The sequence below is a fragment of the Aeromonas sp. HMWF017 genome, assembly GCF_003061465.1.
GTDB classification, from domain to species: Bacteria; Pseudomonadota; Gammaproteobacteria; order Enterobacterales; family Aeromonadaceae; genus Aeromonas; species Aeromonas veronii.
The window spans coordinates 1-15,864 of sequence record NZ_QAJD01000167.1 but is presented as its reverse complement, the minus strand read 5'-3'; the positions used below and the strand labels follow the sequence as shown (position 1 = coordinate 15,864).

Sequence of the window (15,864 nt, the reverse complement as noted above, 5' to 3'; positions counted from 1 at the left end):
ATCATGTTAACAATGCAAACAGCGGTGGTAAACAAGCCTTCAGCTAAACGCCAGATTATTTCTGGTATGACCACATCAAGTATCAGGGGAAATCATTAAATTCCAATACATTCAATGAATTAATCAACACATCTTGCTTAATGAAAATCATTTTCAGCATGCATTTTTGAGCTTGGCCCCGCTTTTGCCGGCTCAGCCATGAAAGCCCGGGCAAAGGGTGGTAATATCGATTTCCTTCTAAAAATGAAACAACTGATTGATATGGCAGCCCGAACCCTGAAAATTGCCACTCGCAAGAGCCCGCTGGCCCTGTGGCAGGCCAACTTTGTCAAAGACCGGCTCGAAGCCCTGCACCCGCAGTTGCAGGTCGAACTGGTGCCCATGAGCACTCAGGGTGACAAGATCCTCGATACCCCGCTGGCCAAAGTGGGTGGCAAGGGGTTGTTCGTCAAGGAGCTGGAGACCGCCATGCTGGAAGGGCGGGCCGATATCGCCGTTCACTCCATGAAAGATGTGCCGGTGGAGTTCCCCGAGGGGCTCGGCCTGCACACCATCTGCGAGCGGGAAGATCCCCGTGATGCCTTCGTCTCCAACCGTTTCAAGGCCATTGCCGAACTGCCGCAAGGGGCCGTGGTCGGCACCTCCAGCCTGCGCCGCCAGTGCCAGCTGCGCGCCGCGCGCCCGGATCTGGTGATCCGCGACCTGCGTGGCAACGTCAACACTCGCCTCGCCAAGCTGGATGCCGGTGAATACGACGCCATCATCCTCGCCGCCGCCGGTCTGAAACGACTGGAGATGGCGCACCGCATCACCGCCTTTATCGAGCCGGAGCAGAGCCTGCCCGCCAACGGTCAGGGCGCCGTTGGTATCGAATGCCGCCTCGACGACGTTGAGCTGCACGCTCTGCTAGCGCCGCTGGAGCACGCCGAGACCCGCGCCCGGGTGCTGACCGAGCGCGCCATGAACCGCGCCCTGCAAGGAGGATGTCAGGTGCCTATCGGAGCCTACGCACTGGTCGAAGGCGAGCAGATCTGGCTGCGCGGTCTGGTGGGTAGCCCGGATGGCAGCCAGGTGATCCGTGACGAGATCCGCGGTCCGCTGGCCGATGGTGAGGCCCTCGGCGAGCAACTGGCCCAGCGCCTGCTGGCCGCCGGTGCCGACGAGATCCTGGCCGAGGTCTACCGCGCATGACCCCGCTGGTGGTGCGTCCGGCCGCCCAGGCCGCCGAGCTGGTGCAGTTGCTGCGCCAGCACGGCCATGCACCACTCTGCTGCTCGCTGCTGGAAACCGTGGCGGGCAGCGAACTCCCTCTCCTGCCCGACCTGCTGCGCAGTGCCGACGTGGTTATCGCCGTCAGCATCCATGCCGTTCATTTTGCACACGATTTTCTGTTGCAAACTGGTCAGACCTGGCCACATATTGAGTACTTTGCGGTGGGTCAGGCCAGCGCAGATGCGTTTGCAGCCATCGGCATCACGGCAAGCTGCCCGGATGACCCGCGCAGCGAAGGGCTGCTGGCCCTGCCCGCCCTGCAGCAGGTAGCAGGCAAACGGGTGCTGATCCTGCGCGGCAATGGCGGGCGGGATCTCATCGCCAGCACGCTGGCCTCACGCGGTGCTCTGGTGCACTATTGTGCGGCCTATGAGCGCCACTACCCCGAGCTGGACGGGGACACATTAACCCACCACTGGCAGGCAGCGGGGCTGGACAGCCTGCTCATTACCAGTGGTGAACTGCTGCAACGGCTGCTGGAGCTGGTTCCCGACCACCAGCGGCCCTGGCTTTTTGACCGCCTGCTGGTGGTCCCCAGCCCGCGCGTGGCCGAGATGGCCAGCGCAGCGGGCTTTATCCATATCACGATTGCCCAAGGTGCATCCAACCAGGCCCTGACGGCCGCACTGGAACTGAGGAAGATGGAATGACAGAACAACAAGAATCCCAGGTCAAACCCCAGCCGACCGCTGCGGTCAATGGCAGCAAGAGCCGCTCCGGTGCCGTACTGGGAGGGGTTGCCATCCTGCTGGCCCTTGGCCTGACCGGCGGTCTCTATCTGCACGGTCACAAGAATGCCGTGGCCCAGCAGGCTGAACTGGCCCAGCTCAAGCAGCAGCTGGCGAGCGCCCTGAGCAAGATCGACCAGACCAGCAGCAAGGATGCCGAGCAGCTGGCCGCACTGGATCAAACCCAGCAGCGCTTGCAGGGGGAGATGCAGGGTCTGCAGAACCGGGTACTGGATCTGAATGACAAGCGCCCCAACGACTGGATGCTGGCCGAATCCGAGTATCTGGTACGGATGGCGGGCCGCAAACTGTGGCTGGAGCATGACCTCGTCTCCGCCATCACCCTGCTCGGCAATGCCGACGAGCGGATCGCCGCCCTCAACGACCCCAGCCTGATGCCGATCCGCAAGGCACTGGCCGAAGATATCGCCAAGCTCAAGGGGATGCCGCGCATCGACCGCGAGGGGCTGACCCTCAAGCTGGCTGCGCTCTCCGACCAGATCGAGCTGCTGCCCCTCTCCACCATCAGCATGCCGGAAGCCAAGGCCGAGCCGGATCAGGCGGTCAGCACCAATCCCGACGAGTGGGAGAGCAACCTGAAGAAGAACTGGGTCAAGTTCACCGAGAACTTCGTCACCATCCGTCGCCGCGATGGCGCGGTCGAGGCGCTGCTCTCGCCGCAGCAGGAGATCTTCCTGCGTGAAAACCTCAAAACCAAGTTGTTGCAGGCCCAGCTCTCCGTCTATCGCGAGCAGCAGGCGCTCTACGAAGACAGCCTGGACAAGGCCCAACGCTGGCTGACCCAGTATTTCGACACCGACAACAGCGCCACCCGCTACATGCAGGGCGAGATCGACAAGCTCAAGGGTGAGCAGATCCAGATCGACTATCCGGCCCAGTTCAAGACCCAGACCATGCTGGAGCAGGTGCTGACCGAACGCCTGCAACGCATTCTGGCCAGCAGCTGAGGAGGGCACCATGATCCGTATAATCATTCTGGTTGCCGTGATGGTCGCAGGGCTGATCTTTGGCCCGCAAGCCTCCGGTAACAAGGGCTATGTGCTGATTGCTCTTGGCAATTACACCATCGAATCCTCCGTCACCAGCGCGGTGATCCTGGCCGTGCTGTTCTACGGCGCCCTGCTGATCGTCGAGTGGCTGCTGGGTCGGGTATTCGGCCTGCGCCGCAAGACCCTAGGCTGGTACGGCTCGCGCCGCCGCCGCAAGGCCAATCAACAGACCGTCGCCGCCACCCTAGCAATGGCCGAAGGGCACTACAGTCAGGCTGAAAAGCTGATGATCAAGGGGGCCAGCAACAGCGACACCCCGCTGCTCAACTACCTGAGCGCCGCCAAGGCGGCACAGGCCCGTGGTGACGACGCCCGCCGGGATCAATACCTGCAAAAAGCGCAGGAGGAGAACCCCAAGGCCGAGCTGGCGCTCACCCTGACCCAGACCCAGCTGCAGATCGAGCAGGGCCAGTACGATACCGCGCTGGCGATGCTGGAGTCGGTCTACGCCCTCAACCCGCGCCACCCCATGGTGCTGGATCAGCTGCGTCAGGTGCATCTGGCCCGTCAGGACTGGAGTGCCCTGTGCGACCTGATCCCGGCACTGCACAAGGTCGGCAAGCTGACCCCGAAACAGGAAGAAGATCTGCTGCAACAGGCTTGGTGTGGTCGTCTGCAACAGGCTGCCGGCAGCCTCGAGACCCTCAAAGCGGTATGGCAGGATCTGCCGCGCAAGCTGCGCCTTGAGCCAGAACTGCTGGCCTGCTACGGCGATCTGCTGCGCCAGCTGGGCGCCGACGGCGAAGCCGCCACCCTGTGGCAGGAAGCGCTGCGCAAACAGCCGATGCCACAGCTGCTGGCTCGCCTGCCCAAGCTGAAACTCGACAGCTACCAGCCGCTGCTGGCGCTGCTGCAAAAGCAGCAGGGGCAACCGGAAGTAGACACCGCACGGGCCCAGCTCTATCTGCTGGCAGGCCAACTGGATGATGCCCAGAAGCTGCTGGAGCAGGAGGTGGTGCGGTCGCCGAGCGCCGCTGCCTACCACGCCCTCGGCCAGCTGATGGACAAACGCCGCCTCACCAACAAGGCCAACGAGTACTATCGTCAGGCACTGGAGCTGGCGGGGATCTGATCCTCGGTGAACAGAAATGCAAGAGGCCGTATGATGCGGCCTCTTTTTTTATCGCTTCACCCTTCTCTCGTCAGGTGGTGAGCCGCTCCAGCTCGCCGATCAGCCAGATGGCCTCGGCGCGATGGCTGCCGCACACATCCATCATGGGGCGAAAACGGCCGCACACCGCTGGCCGCTCCGGTTGACCGAAGATCTTGCAGCCAAGGGCGCTATCGAGCTGGATACAGGGGACGCCAGCCGGTTTGCCATCTGGCATACCGGGTATGGCGCTGCTGATACTGGGGGCGATGCAACAGGCAGCGCAGCCGCTACGACACTCCATAGACTCCACTCCTTTGGGACGGTCTGAGCCACCATAGCCGAAGCGGCGGCACAAACGTAGCTGGCGCACAACAAAAAGCCCGACCGCACGGGCGATCGGGCTTCAGACAACACGGGAAGTTCAGCAAGCCATCATCACAGGATGATGTCGCGTACCACGCTGTCTTTGCGTTCCAGGTAATGGATCGACTTGATACGACGAATGGTACGGGATTTACCACGGATCAACAGAGTCTCGGTGGTCGCCATCACGCCATCGCTGGTGATGCCATCCAGCAGATCACCCTTGGTGATGCCGGTGGCGGAGAAGATGACGTTGTCATTCTTCGCCATGTCTTCCAGCTTGAGTACCTTGTTGACGTCGATACCGAGCGCTTCGCAGCGGGCAATTTCCTGCTCGCCCAGCGCACGCACTTCCGGGCTGTCGCCCTTGACGCGGTGACGCGGCACCAGACGGGCCTGCATGTCGCCATCCAGCGCGCGGATCACCGCAGCGGAGATCACCCCTTCCGGTGCGCCGCCGATGCCATACAGCATGTCGACTTCGCTGTCCGGCAGACAGGTGAGGATGGAGGCGGCAACGTCACCATCAGGAATGGCGAACACCCGCACGCCCAGACCCTGCATCTCCTTGATTGCCTTGTCATGACGCGGCTTGGCCAGGGTAATGACGGTCAGACGGGAGAGCGGCTTGCCCAGCGCCTTGGCCACAGCCTTGAGGTTCAGCTCGAGAGCCTGATCCAGGTCGATGGCGCCTTTGGCCTTGGGCCCGACGATCAGCTTTTCCATGTACATGTCAGGCGCTTTCAGGAAGGAACCCTTGTCGCCCACCGCCAGCACGGCCAGCGCGTTGGCCTGACCCATGGCAGTCATGCGGGTACCCTCGATGGGATCGACCGCGATATCCACCGCGTCGCCATGCCCGGTACCAACCTTCTCGCCAATATAGAGCATCGGCGCTTCATCAATTTCACCTTCGCCGATCACAATCTCACCATCGATCTCGATCTGGTTGAGAATGTGGCGCATAGCCGCTACGGCCGCCCCATCAGCGATATTCTTGTCACCACGTCCGAGCCACTTGTAGCCAGCCAGTGCAGCCGCTTCCGTCACTCGGGAAAACTCGATTGCCAGTTCACGTCTCATCGCATATCCAACCTATGGAGCTCGAAAACGGGCGGCATTCTACCACAAGGGCAAACCTTTGCGCACAAAAGTAGCCGCTGCGAGCAAGAATGTAGCCAATTCATCCAATTGCAACCCAATTGCCATCGACTCTTCATCCAACTGTCACCCCGCTGTCATCCCTGCTGCCTAGCATGACCCCGTTTTCAAAACAAAAGCTTGCAACACCACAAGGGATTAAGATGAAAAAGCTGACTGTAGTGGCACTGGCTCTCACCGCAGCCTTCCAGGCTCAAGCCGTTGAAGTGTACAAAAATGACACCTCCATGCTGGATCTCTATGGCCGTATCTACGCTGGCCACTTCTTTGGTGACAAGAAGGAACTGGATGCCAGCGGCAAACCGAAAAGCGAATACAGCGACAAACAGGGTGCCAACCAGTTTGTCCGTTTCGGCGCCAAGGCCGAGACCCAGATCCAGAGCGGTCTGAAGGCTCTGGCTCAGTACGAAGTACAGATGTATATCAATGACAGCGAGAAGACCATCAGCGAGAACTCCGACAACCTGCGCACCCGTCTGGCGTTCGCCGGTGTCGGCGCTGACTGGGGCACCGTGACCTTCGGTCGCCAGAAAGGGGCCCCGGGTTTCCTGGCCGACTGGACTGATGTTTCCCTCTCCGACGGCTACGGCAACGACGCGCTGGGCGCCAAGACCGACACCTTCGCCACCAACCGCGCCGGTTCCGTGCTGAAATACTCCGGCCTGTTCAATGGCTTCCAGCTCGACACCAGCTACAAGTTCGACGGTGGTGACACCGAAGAGACCACCAGCAAGGATAGCGACGCCGCCTACGGTGCTGCCGTGGCCTACACCTTCCCGTTTAACCTGTCTCTGGGTACCGCTTACAACGTCGGTATCCGCGACAAGAGTGGTGAAGAAGATGCCAAGCTGTGGCTGATCTCCGCCAAGTTCGACAACAAGGCCGCCTACGCCGCCCTGAGCTATGCCGATGGCAGCGACTTCCTGGCGACCGGCACCGATCACACCGGTTGGGAAGCCGCGCTGGGCTACAACTTCGAGAACGGCTTCGGTCTGATGGCCCTGTGGAACAAACAGGAGCAGGACAAGGCTGGCATCAAGAAAGACAACGTGGATTACTACACCCTGGGTGCCCAGTACAAATTCAACAAGAACCTGCGGGTGATTGGCGAATACCGCATCAACAATCTGGACAGCAAGGAGAGCGGCAAGCTCAACGTCAAGGATGACTTCCAGCTGGCTGCCCGCTACGACTTCTAATCGAGGTTTTGCGGATTCCCAAAGCGCGATGGCTTGCCATCGCGCTTTTTGCTGGGCGTCGTTCACGACCGGATAAAGTAGCCTAGGCTCAACAGTAGATGTATCGCCGGAGAGATGATCATGGTCAGGCTGCCTTTCGTCCTGCTGTTGCTGCTGGCTCTTCCCGCTCACGCCCTCTCTATCGCCATGGTGCTGTGGCGCGGTGAAACCGCAGCCGAAGCGGGCTTTCGGGCAGAGCTGACCCGTCTTGGCTATCAGGCCACCATCACCACCTATAACGCCGATCAGGATCGTACGGCGCTGGCAACCATGCTGCGCCAGCAGATGCTGCCGAAACTGGCCGAATACGACTACATCTACACCTTTGGCACCACCGCCACCACCATGACCAAGAGTCTGGTGGCCAACCGCAAACCTCTGATTTTCAATGTGGTCTCCGATCCGGTCGGGGCAGATATCCTCTCGGAAGATAAAGCCCAGAACAGCATGGTGGCCGGGGTAAGCAACATGGTGCCGATGGCGCTGCAACTGGCCAATGCCAGCGAGCATCTGGCCACCGGCAAACGGCTGTTGCTGCCCTTCAACCCGCGGGAGCAGAACACCCTGCTGGTGGCCGATATGTTGCTCAACGAGGCGAAACGCTATCAATGGCAGATGGTCACCTGGCGGATGGCCCCTGACCCACGGCGGCTGGACAACGAACTGAAGCGGCTGCAACAGGATGCCAAAAACGACATCGTCTTTCTGGCCGCAGACAGCTATCTGCTCTCCATCGCCCCCCGCCTGCTGAATGCACTCAACGCAGCAGCCATCCCTACCATCTGCAGTGCCGAGCTGTTCGTTGAACACGGCTGCAGCGTTGGCACCATCAGCAGCTACGAGGCGCTGGGCAAGATGGCCGCCGGGATCATCCATCGCCATCAGCAGGGAACAGAGTTGCAGGATATACCGCTGCAGACTGACCCCCATCCCAAACTGGTGCTGGGGCAGCTGGGTAACGCCACCACGCAGGAGGCAAGCCCCGAAAAGCCGAAGCCTTGATAAAGATCTCGGCCAGTCAGGCTCCGGGCGGGTATGCTGTTGACCCCCATCGCCCGAGAGCCTGCCCCCATGAGCACCACCGTCTTTTTTGCCGTCCTGCTGGCCGCCCTGCTTCACGCCAGCTGGAATGCGCTGGTCAAAATTGGCGAAGAGCGGCTGGTGGGGGTGTCACTGGTGGCGATCTTCTCCGGGCTTATCGCCGCCGTGGCGCTACTGCCAATGGGGCTTCCCTCCGTTGCAGAGCTGCCCTGGCTCGGCCTCTCAATTCTGCTCCATACCGGTTACTGCCTGTTTCTCAGCCATGCCTACAATCAGGGCGATTTTGGCCAGATCTATCCGCTGGCCCGTGGCAGTGCCCCGCTGCTTGCCATGGTGTTAAGTGCCATGTTGCTGGGGGACTACCCCGGCTACGGCGGCATCATCGGCGCCTGCGTGCTGATCATGGGGGTCTTGCTGATGGCCTGGCGAGGCGGGCAGCAGCGCCTTGACAGCAAAGCGGTTCGGGCGGCACTGATCACGGCCATGTTCACGGCGACCTATACCCTCTCGGATGGAGCCGGCGCCCGCGCAGGGGGTGAACCGGTACGCTACACCCTCTGGCTCTTTGCCTGTACCGGGCTGGCGATGCTGCTGGTGCTGATCGTCCACCAGAAACGCAACGCATGGCGCCAGATCCGTCAATATGCACTGGTTGGCGCTACCGGAGGTGCTATGTCACTGCTCGCCTACGGGATTGTTATCTGGGCCATGACCCAAGCCCCCATTGGCGTGGTCGCGGCTCTGCGCGAAAGCAGTGTGCTGTTTGCCATGCTGCTCTCGGTCTGGCTGCTGAAAGAGCCGCTCGGGCGCATACGGCTGACGGCGGCGGCCATTATTACCGGCGGCGTGCTGCTGACCCGGCTGGGAGGATAAGCGCTATCGCCATTGGGGCGCATTTATCAGGCAGGATGGCGTAATTCACTCCGCCAAATATGCCGAATACCAATAATGGAAATAAGTGTCGGCCCGGGCGTAAATGTTTACATCCGCAACGTATCAATTAACTGGCAGGTCTGTTTATTTCAACCACAGCTTCATTCGGGAAACTTACCTGCCCAGCAGCATTAATGATAAAATCGTTCACAGTTAATTTTCGGCAACGCTGACCAATACCGCGCATGGCACAGACCATGCCGCTCCGCCCATACATTCATTGACCGCCTGACGGGTAAGCCAGCCCGGTCAGAGATGACCCGATCGCGCCCGCCACAGCAGGATGGCATGGCGCTACCGCGTTATTAATGGGTCCGGTTTCGTCTGTTTAATTTTTGATTATTTTAAATCCAGCACCATCAGGGAGTTTTTAATATGTCAGCAAAAAAGCTGAAGTTGGGCGCCTTTATATTGATGATATTAACATCGGTATTTGGCGTCACTAATATCGGGATCGGTTTTTACCGAATGGGATATGCCGCCATTCCGATGTTCGTGATCGGCGGTCTGTTTTTCTTCATCCCGTTCATTTTGATGATGATTGAGTTTGGTACCGGTTTTCGCAAAGAGGCGGGCGGCATCTTTACCTGGATGCGCCACTCGGTCTCGACCCGATTCGCCTTTATCGGTCTGACCATGTGGTTCGCCTCCTACGTCATCTGGATGTTTGGCAAGGCGCTCTCCATGTGGGTGCCCCTCTCCTTCATGCTGTTTGGCCGCGACATCACCGTCATCCCGGTCACCCTGGGCACCGGCATCGACTTCGGCCCCTTTATTCTGGGAGTGGTCGCCATCGCGTTGGTTGCCACCGTCACCAAGCTCATCACCCTGGGTAGCGCCCGCTTCGCCAAAGTGGCGGCCATCGGCGGTCTCTCAGTGGTGGCACTCAACGTGTTGCTGCTGGTCGGCGGCGTCTTCACCTTCGCGGTGAGCGGCATGACTCTGCAGGAGCCCTTCACCCAGGCATCGCTGACGGCTTCTCCCAATGCCGCGTTCAACGACATCATCCCTTTCCTCGGCTTTATGGTATTCGCCATCTTCGCCTACGGCGGGGTCGAGGCGATGGCCGGGGTGGCTGACGAGCTGGAAGATCCCGAGCGCGACCTCAAGCGCGGCATCTTCCTCTCCGGCGCCTTCATCGTACTCTGCTACATCATCGGCTTTCTGGCGGTCGGCTCAATCATGCGCTGGAGCGACTTCCCGGCCGAGGGGATCACCTCTCTCTCCGCCCTCTTCATCATCATGCTGGAGCTGGGGCGCCATCTCGGTGGCGAGTGGCTGGGACAGGTATTCATGCGCTTTGCTGGCCTTGGCATGTTCCTGAGCTATCTGGGTGCCTTTATCGCCCTCTCCTACGCGCCACTGCGCCAGTTCATCACCGGCACCCCGAGTTACTTCTGGCCGGAGCGTTTCCAGCGCGAGAACGAGAATGGCGTGCGCATTGAAGCCCTCAAGGTGCAAGCCTGGGTGGTCTGTCTGTTCATTGCCGCCAAATCCATCTTTACCCTGATCAACCCGGAAGGGGCCGCCGCCCTATACGAGCTGATCATCACCATGACCAACGTCGGCATGACCCTGCCCTACATGTTCCTCATCTACGCCTGGTATCGCTATCGCAACAACCCGGCGCTGGGCAAGGACCTGATCTTCTTCAAGAGCTCGGGTTCCGTGCTGCTGGCTACCATCATCAGCCTGATCCTGGTCGCCTTCGGCAACGTCTTTACCGTGGTCGCCCCCTTTATCTCCGGCGATATCTCCACCGGCGTCTGGACCATCATTGGCCCGCTGCTGTTCGTGGTGATCGCCATGCGCTTCAAGATAAAGCAGGAAGATGCCCACTAAACGGTAAGCAATGCTCCATGCCAATCGGGACCGTTCTGGTCCCGATTTTTTTAGCGCCGGCTTCCGCTCATCATCACGGCCAGTCCATAGTTTTAATGCAAAAAAAAGACTCCATGGAGACCTCTTTTACGCACTCCTCGCCGTCAGAGCACGCTCAACGCCGTAAATTATCAATATCAAGGTGAGAATGATTGTGAAGCGCCAGTTCACGACATATAACTTAGCGAGATATCCCTGTATTTCGTCCGGTAGAGCTGATCATGATGATGCGTTCCCTCCTTCCCCTGTTGCTTGGCGCAGTAATGCTGCCGGCCACTATGGACAGTGCCCATGCCAACCCCTTTTCCGCCAGCAGCAAGAGCAGCAGCGGCTTTCTCGAGCGACGGGATGTGCCTAACCTCAGCTCGGCTGCCTTCGTGGTGGCCAACCACAGAACCGGCGAGGTGATCTCCGAGCGCAACGGCAACCGGGTAATGCCCATCGCCTCACTCACCAAGCTGATGACGGCACTGGTGGTGCTGGATGCCAACCTGCGTCTCAACGAAATGCTCACCGTGACCAATGCCGACATCGACCGCATCAAGGGAACCGGCTCGCGCCTGGCCATAGGTTCCAGGCTCAGTCGCGCCGAAATGCTCCATATCGCCCTGATGTCCTCTGAAAACCGTGCCGCCTCGGCGCTGGCCCGCCACTATCCCGGCGGCCAGCGTGCCTTCGTCGAGGCGATGAATGCCAAAGCCCGCATGCTGGGGATGTGGAATACCCGCTACGCCGACAGCACAGGGCTCAACCCACGCAATGTCTCCACCGCGCAGGATCTCGCCAAACTCGCCGCCGCAGCGGCCTCCTATCCGCTGATCCGCCAGTACTCCACTGACGAGCAGAGTTATGTGCGCACCAACAAGCGTCAGCTGCACTACCTCAACTCCAACCGGTTGATCCGCGAAGGGCAATGGGAGTTCACCCTCTCCAAGACCGGCTATATCCGCGAAGCGGGCCGCTGTCTGGTGCTGGGTACCAAGGTCAATCGTGAGCCGGTGATCATGGTGTTGCTCAATGCCGAGACCACCAACGATCGGGTCGCCGACGCCAAGCGGATCAAAACCTGGCTGGAGAGCTCGGGCAGAACCACCCTGGCCGCCAACCAGAGCAGCATGCTGACTCACCAGTAAGCTCGAGATCCCCAACCAAGCGAGGCACCTGCCTCGCTTTTTTTATCTGCATGAGCGCGCCCAAAAAATGGGATCCAGTTCCCGCTACAGGTAACACCTTCCGCCATCCCGTTACAAAACGTAACTACTCAACAGCGTGATTCACACCAATAGAATCAATTGGTTGTAAGTTTTCGGCAAGAATTTTAGCGTGCCATCACAACCCCTGTAACGACGAGCCACCATGCGTATTCCCAGTATCGAGTGCGGGCGGGTACTGGCCATTCTGGCCGTGATGACCATTCACGTATCCCCCTTCGCCAATCCGTTCAATCCCGCCCTGTGGGGAAGTGGATCCTGGCTCTGGCTGAGCGGCACCATCAACCAGTTATGCCGCTTTGCCGTGCCGCTGTTTTTCCTCTGTGCCGGTTACTTTCTGCAGCCGAGACTGAGCCGCGAAGCGCCGCTGACCGTTGCCTGGCGCTACTGCCACCCCTTGCTGCTGCTCTGGCTGGTATGGAGTCTGGTCTACCTGCTGGTGCCGTTCAATCCGCTGGATGCCGTGCAGCAAGGCTATCTGGCCTCCCTGCGCGGGCAGTGGCAATTCCAGCTCGGCGACCCCCTCAATGGCTGGCTGGTGGGCGGCATGATCCACCTCTGGTTCCTGCCAGCCCTGATCATGGCGGTGACCCTGCTGGCACTCTGCTACCGGCTTGGCAGACCAGCGCTCGCCCTCTGGCTGGGTCTTGGCCTCTACCTGCTGGCGCTGCTGGGGGGCTCCTATGCCAAGCCGCTGCTGGGTGCCGAGTGGCCACTGCTCACCCGTAACGGCCCCTTCTTCTCCCTGCTGTTTGTGGCGCTTGGTGCCCTGCTGCGCCAGCGTCAGTGGCAGCCCAATGCCCGCACCGGCTGGCAATTGCTGCTGGCGGGCGTGGCGCTCTATGGCTGTGAAGCCTTGGCGCTGCAGCATTTTTCCGCAGTACCGCTCACCCGCCACGACTTCCTGCTCGGCTCCCTTCCCTGGGCTATCGGCCTGTTTGGCCTGCTGCTGGCCAACCCCGAGTGGGGCAAAGGCAGCTGGCTTGAACGTCAGGCCCCCAAAGTGCTCGGGATCTACTGCCTGCACATGATGCTGGTGGTCTGGCTCTTCGTGTTTGGCCCGCAGGGCGCATCCATCCCGTGGGAGATTGCCAAGGTGCCGCTGCTGCTGGGATCGTCTCTGCTGGCCTATCGCCTGCTGGCGGCCCTGCCCCTCACCCGCCGACTGCTGCGTTCCCACTGAACCCTCCATCCGGCCCGTCCTATCGGGCCGGATGCCTCTTCACGTTTTGTCCCTTTCTCTTCCGCTACGCCCTTTTCCCTTGCTTCGTTCGCGCGGTTTGCTGCAATGGCTCTGCTTTTCAGCCGAGCTCCCCCGACCGCACAACCAGTCCCCAATGCTCCCCTCCATTTTCACCTTGCCAGACAAATGAAAATCAATATCATTGGCATCCCGCTTTGGCGGGTCAGGCTAATTATAATTAAATCAATATGTTCGAGCCGTCAGGTCGACATCCAAAGAGTCAATATTGAATATGCAGCACCCTCACTTTCGCAGAACGCTGGTCTCGCTGGCACTGCTGGGCACCGGCTTCACTGCCCAAGCCGCCGATGAAACCATGACAGTGGTTGGCAAACGCTCCCAACATCAGGAAGTTGCCACCGCAACCCGTACCAATACGCCAGCCAAGCTGGTTCCCCAGACCATCGACAGCGTCAAGGTCAGCGAGCTGACCGCCTTCGGCCAACCGACGCTGAGCGAAGCCCTGAGCGGTATTCCCGGGGTCAACGCCAGCGGTGACACCCGCTTCGATGGGGTCAATATCCGCGGCTTCAGCGCCAGCAACGACTTCTATCTCGACGGGTTCCGCGACGACATGCAGTACACCCGGGATCTCGGCAACATAGAGCGGGTGGAAGTGCTCAAGGGCCCGGCTGCCGTGCTCTACGGCCGCGGCAGCACGGGGGGCATCGTCAACCGGGTCAGCAAGAAGCCGCAAAAAGGGCAGGAGTCCAGCGTCACCGCCCGGGTCGGCAGCTTTGACAGTCAGCGACTGGCCGCCGACCTCAATGGCGAGGCGAGTGAGCAGGTGCAACTGCGCCTCAACATGGCACAAGAGGACAAAAATAGCTTCCGCAACGGCGTGAAGAGCAAGCGTACCCTGCTGGCCCCTTCCGCCAACTGGGAGATCAGCGACAACCTCAACTGGCTGGTGCAGTACGAGCGCAACGAACATGACCGCACCCCGGATCGCGGCATTCCCGGGGTCAATGGCCGTCCGGCCGATGTGCCGCGAGAGTATGTCTACAGCGACACCAGCCGTGACTTCATCGATGACGTGGCGCAATCCACCCGCTCCCGCCTCTCCTGGGATATCAACGATCAGTGGCAGTTGCGCCAGCAGCTCGGGTACTCCACCCTCGACAGCCAGTTTGACAACACCTATGTCACCAGCGTCAAAGGGGATCAGGTGACCCGCTCCCGCTGGCAGCAGGATCTGAAAGCGAAGAACCTGATTAGCAACACCGAGGCAGAAGGTCTGTTCCAGACCGGCCCGGTGGAACATCGCCTGCTGGTTGGCTTCGAGCAGAACTGGCAGGAGCGCACACCCAAGCTCTACCAAAATGCCACCGCCATCCCGTCCGGCAATCTCTACGATCCGGGCTCGCTGCCCACCTACAATGGCGCCATGAAGCTCTCCAGCGACGCCAAACACAAGGTGCGCGGCAATGGCCTCTATCTGCAGGATCAGCTCAGCCTGGGTGACTGGCATCTGGTTGGCGGGCTGCGCCGTGACGACTTCACCGTCACCAGTCGCCGCTACGACCTCAACAAGGAGGAGAGCGTCTCGGTCAACAGCCTGAGCCCGCGCCTCGGTCTGGTGTGGAATCCCCTCGAGGATCACGCCTTCTACACCTCCTACAGCAAGACCTTCACTCCGGTGGGTGGCGAGCTGATCGGCATCACCCCGGGTGACAAGAACAACGGGCTGGAACCCCAGCACACCCGCCTCTACGAGGGGGGGGTGAAGAGTGACTGGCTGAACGGCAAGCTGGCGACCACTCTCTCCCTCTATCGACTGGAGATGTACAACAAGCGCACCAAGGACCCGCTGGATCCCACCAAGGTGATCCTTACCGGCCTGCAACGTACCGAAGGGATCGAGCTGAGCGCCCGTGCCGAGCTGACCGACGAGATCTATCTGCGTGGCGGCTTCGCCATTCAGGATGCGGAGCAGGTCAAGGCGGATGCGGATCTGCAGGGCAAGCGCCCGATGAACGTCTCCCGTCAGAATGGCCAGCTCTATCTCGGCTACAAGAGTGGCGAGCAGGGCTGGTTCGGCGAAACCGGCGTGACGGCAGTGGGCGATCGCTTTGCCGACAACGCCAACACCACCACACTGCCCGGTTACGCCCGCTTCGATGCGCGCGCCGGTTATCGCTGGCAACAGTGGGAAGCCGAGCTGAGCGCCGAAAACCTGACCGATCACGAGTACTTTGTCAGCGCCACCAGTGCCACCCAGATCATGCCGGGCACGCCCCGTCAGCTGAGTCTGACCGGAACCTACCGTTTCTGATCTCTGTGACAACCACCCCGACTGGCCAGCCCTTGCTGGCCAGTTTTTTTATGAAGCAACCACGATGAAACGCAGAAGAGTTCCCCTTCACAACAACAAATGGGTACGCCGCCTCCATGCCTGGGCCGGCTTTTTTACTCTCGCCCTGATGCTGATGTACGGCATCACCGGTCTCTGGCTGCAACACCGTGCCGTGTTGCCCATTCCCGGCCCCCACACCGACAAATCGAGTGAAGAGATAGTACTGGAGGCGCCACTCGCCAGCCCGGAGCAGCTGAAAAGCCTGCTGCAACAGCGCTATCCCGATACCTTTGCCGACGGGCGAACCATGATCACCCCGGCCCAGACCCTGCCC

The 15,864-nt window shown here is 60.3% G+C and carries 13 protein-coding genes and 1 pseudogene; 12 read left to right on the top strand and 2 right to left on the bottom strand.

The window, feature by feature from the left end:
- The first annotated feature begins 261 nt into the window (after positions 1-261).
- From hemC to DBR30_RS18435, 4 genes are read left to right on the top strand one after another with little or no spacing between them, the layout of a single operon-like run.
- Complete coding sequence (gene hemC, locus DBR30_RS18450; RefSeq protein ID WP_139740585.1) at positions 262-1,191, top strand: hydroxymethylbilane synthase; 930 nt, start codon at positions 262-264, stop codon at positions 1,189-1,191.
- Positions 1,188-1,922: a uroporphyrinogen-III synthase gene (locus DBR30_RS18445; protein ID WP_108540753.1), complete on the top strand. Its 735-nt coding sequence runs from the start codon at positions 1,188-1,190 to the stop codon at positions 1,920-1,922. Before hemC ends, DBR30_RS18445 begins: the two co-directional genes overlap by 4 nt.
- Positions 1,919-2,968 (top strand): uroporphyrinogen-III C-methyltransferase, encoded by a 1,050-nt coding sequence (locus DBR30_RS18440; RefSeq protein WP_108540750.1) that lies wholly within the window; start codon positions 1,919-1,921, stop codon positions 2,966-2,968. The genes DBR30_RS18445 and DBR30_RS18440 overlap by 4 nt, the downstream gene beginning before the upstream one ends.
- A 10-nt stretch (positions 2,969-2,978) precedes the next feature.
- Positions 2,979-4,142: a heme biosynthesis HemY N-terminal domain-containing protein gene (locus DBR30_RS18435; RefSeq protein ID WP_108540747.1), complete on the top strand. Its 1,164-nt coding sequence runs from the start codon at positions 2,979-2,981 to the stop codon at positions 4,140-4,142.
- A gap of 70 nt (positions 4,143-4,212) precedes the next feature.
- On the opposite strand, the gene DBR30_RS18430 is transcribed toward DBR30_RS18435, so the two are convergent.
- Together DBR30_RS18430 and glpX are read right to left on the bottom strand one after the other, a co-directional pair.
- The gene (locus tag DBR30_RS18430) at positions 4,213-4,464 is read right to left on the bottom strand and encodes a YkgJ family cysteine cluster protein (protein WP_108540744.1); all 252 of its coding nucleotides are present in this window, start codon (positions 4,462-4,464) and stop codon (positions 4,213-4,215) included.
- 134 nt (positions 4,465-4,598) lie between these two features.
- Positions 4,599-5,609 (bottom strand): class II fructose-bisphosphatase, encoded by a 1,011-nt coding sequence (gene glpX, locus DBR30_RS18425; protein WP_040068786.1) that lies wholly within the window; start codon positions 5,607-5,609, stop codon positions 4,599-4,601.
- 221 nt (positions 5,610-5,830) lie between these two features.
- Between glpX and DBR30_RS18420 the strand changes: the two genes are divergently transcribed.
- The 8 genes and pseudogenes from DBR30_RS18420 to DBR30_RS21405 form a co-directional block, all read left to right on the top strand.
- Positions 5,831-6,886, top strand: a complete 1,056-nt coding sequence (locus tag DBR30_RS18420) for a porin (RefSeq protein WP_021231817.1) — start codon at positions 5,831-5,833, stop codon at positions 6,884-6,886.
- Between the two features lie 120 nt (positions 6,887-7,006).
- Positions 7,007-7,927 carry an ABC transporter substrate-binding protein gene (locus DBR30_RS18415; protein WP_100654741.1) on the top strand — a complete coding sequence of 307 codons (921 nt, stop codon included), beginning with the start codon at positions 7,007-7,009 and terminating at the stop codon, positions 7,925-7,927.
- 33 nt (positions 7,928-7,960) lie between these two features.
- Positions 7,961-8,839 carry a DMT family transporter gene (locus tag DBR30_RS18410; RefSeq protein ID WP_108540741.1) on the top strand — a complete coding sequence of 293 codons (879 nt, stop codon included), beginning with the start codon at positions 7,961-7,963 and terminating at the stop codon, positions 8,837-8,839.
- Positions 8,840-9,274: 435 nt separating this feature from the next.
- Positions 9,275-10,741, top strand: coding sequence for a glutamate/gamma-aminobutyrate family transporter YjeM (gene yjeM, locus DBR30_RS18405; protein WP_108540738.1), 1,467 nt, complete (start codon positions 9,275-9,277; stop codon positions 10,739-10,741).
- Between the two features lie 260 nt (positions 10,742-11,001).
- Positions 11,002-11,913, top strand: a complete 912-nt coding sequence (gene pbpG / locus DBR30_RS18400; RefSeq protein ID WP_005336410.1) for a D-alanyl-D-alanine endopeptidase — start codon at positions 11,002-11,004, stop codon at positions 11,911-11,913.
- A 223-nt stretch (positions 11,914-12,136) separates the two neighbouring features.
- On the top strand, positions 12,137-13,174 hold the full coding sequence (locus tag DBR30_RS18395; RefSeq protein WP_108540735.1) for an acyltransferase: 1,038 nt from the start codon (positions 12,137-12,139) through the stop codon (positions 13,172-13,174).
- A 292-nt stretch (positions 13,175-13,466) separates the two neighbouring features.
- Positions 13,467-15,509 carry a TonB-dependent receptor gene (locus DBR30_RS18390; protein WP_108540732.1) on the top strand — a complete coding sequence of 681 codons (2,043 nt, stop codon included), beginning with the start codon at positions 13,467-13,469 and terminating at the stop codon, positions 15,507-15,509.
- 64 nt (positions 15,510-15,573) lie between these two features.
- Positions 15,574-15,864: pseudogene (locus DBR30_RS21405) on the top strand (PepSY-associated TM helix domain-containing protein); the annotation flags it as partial.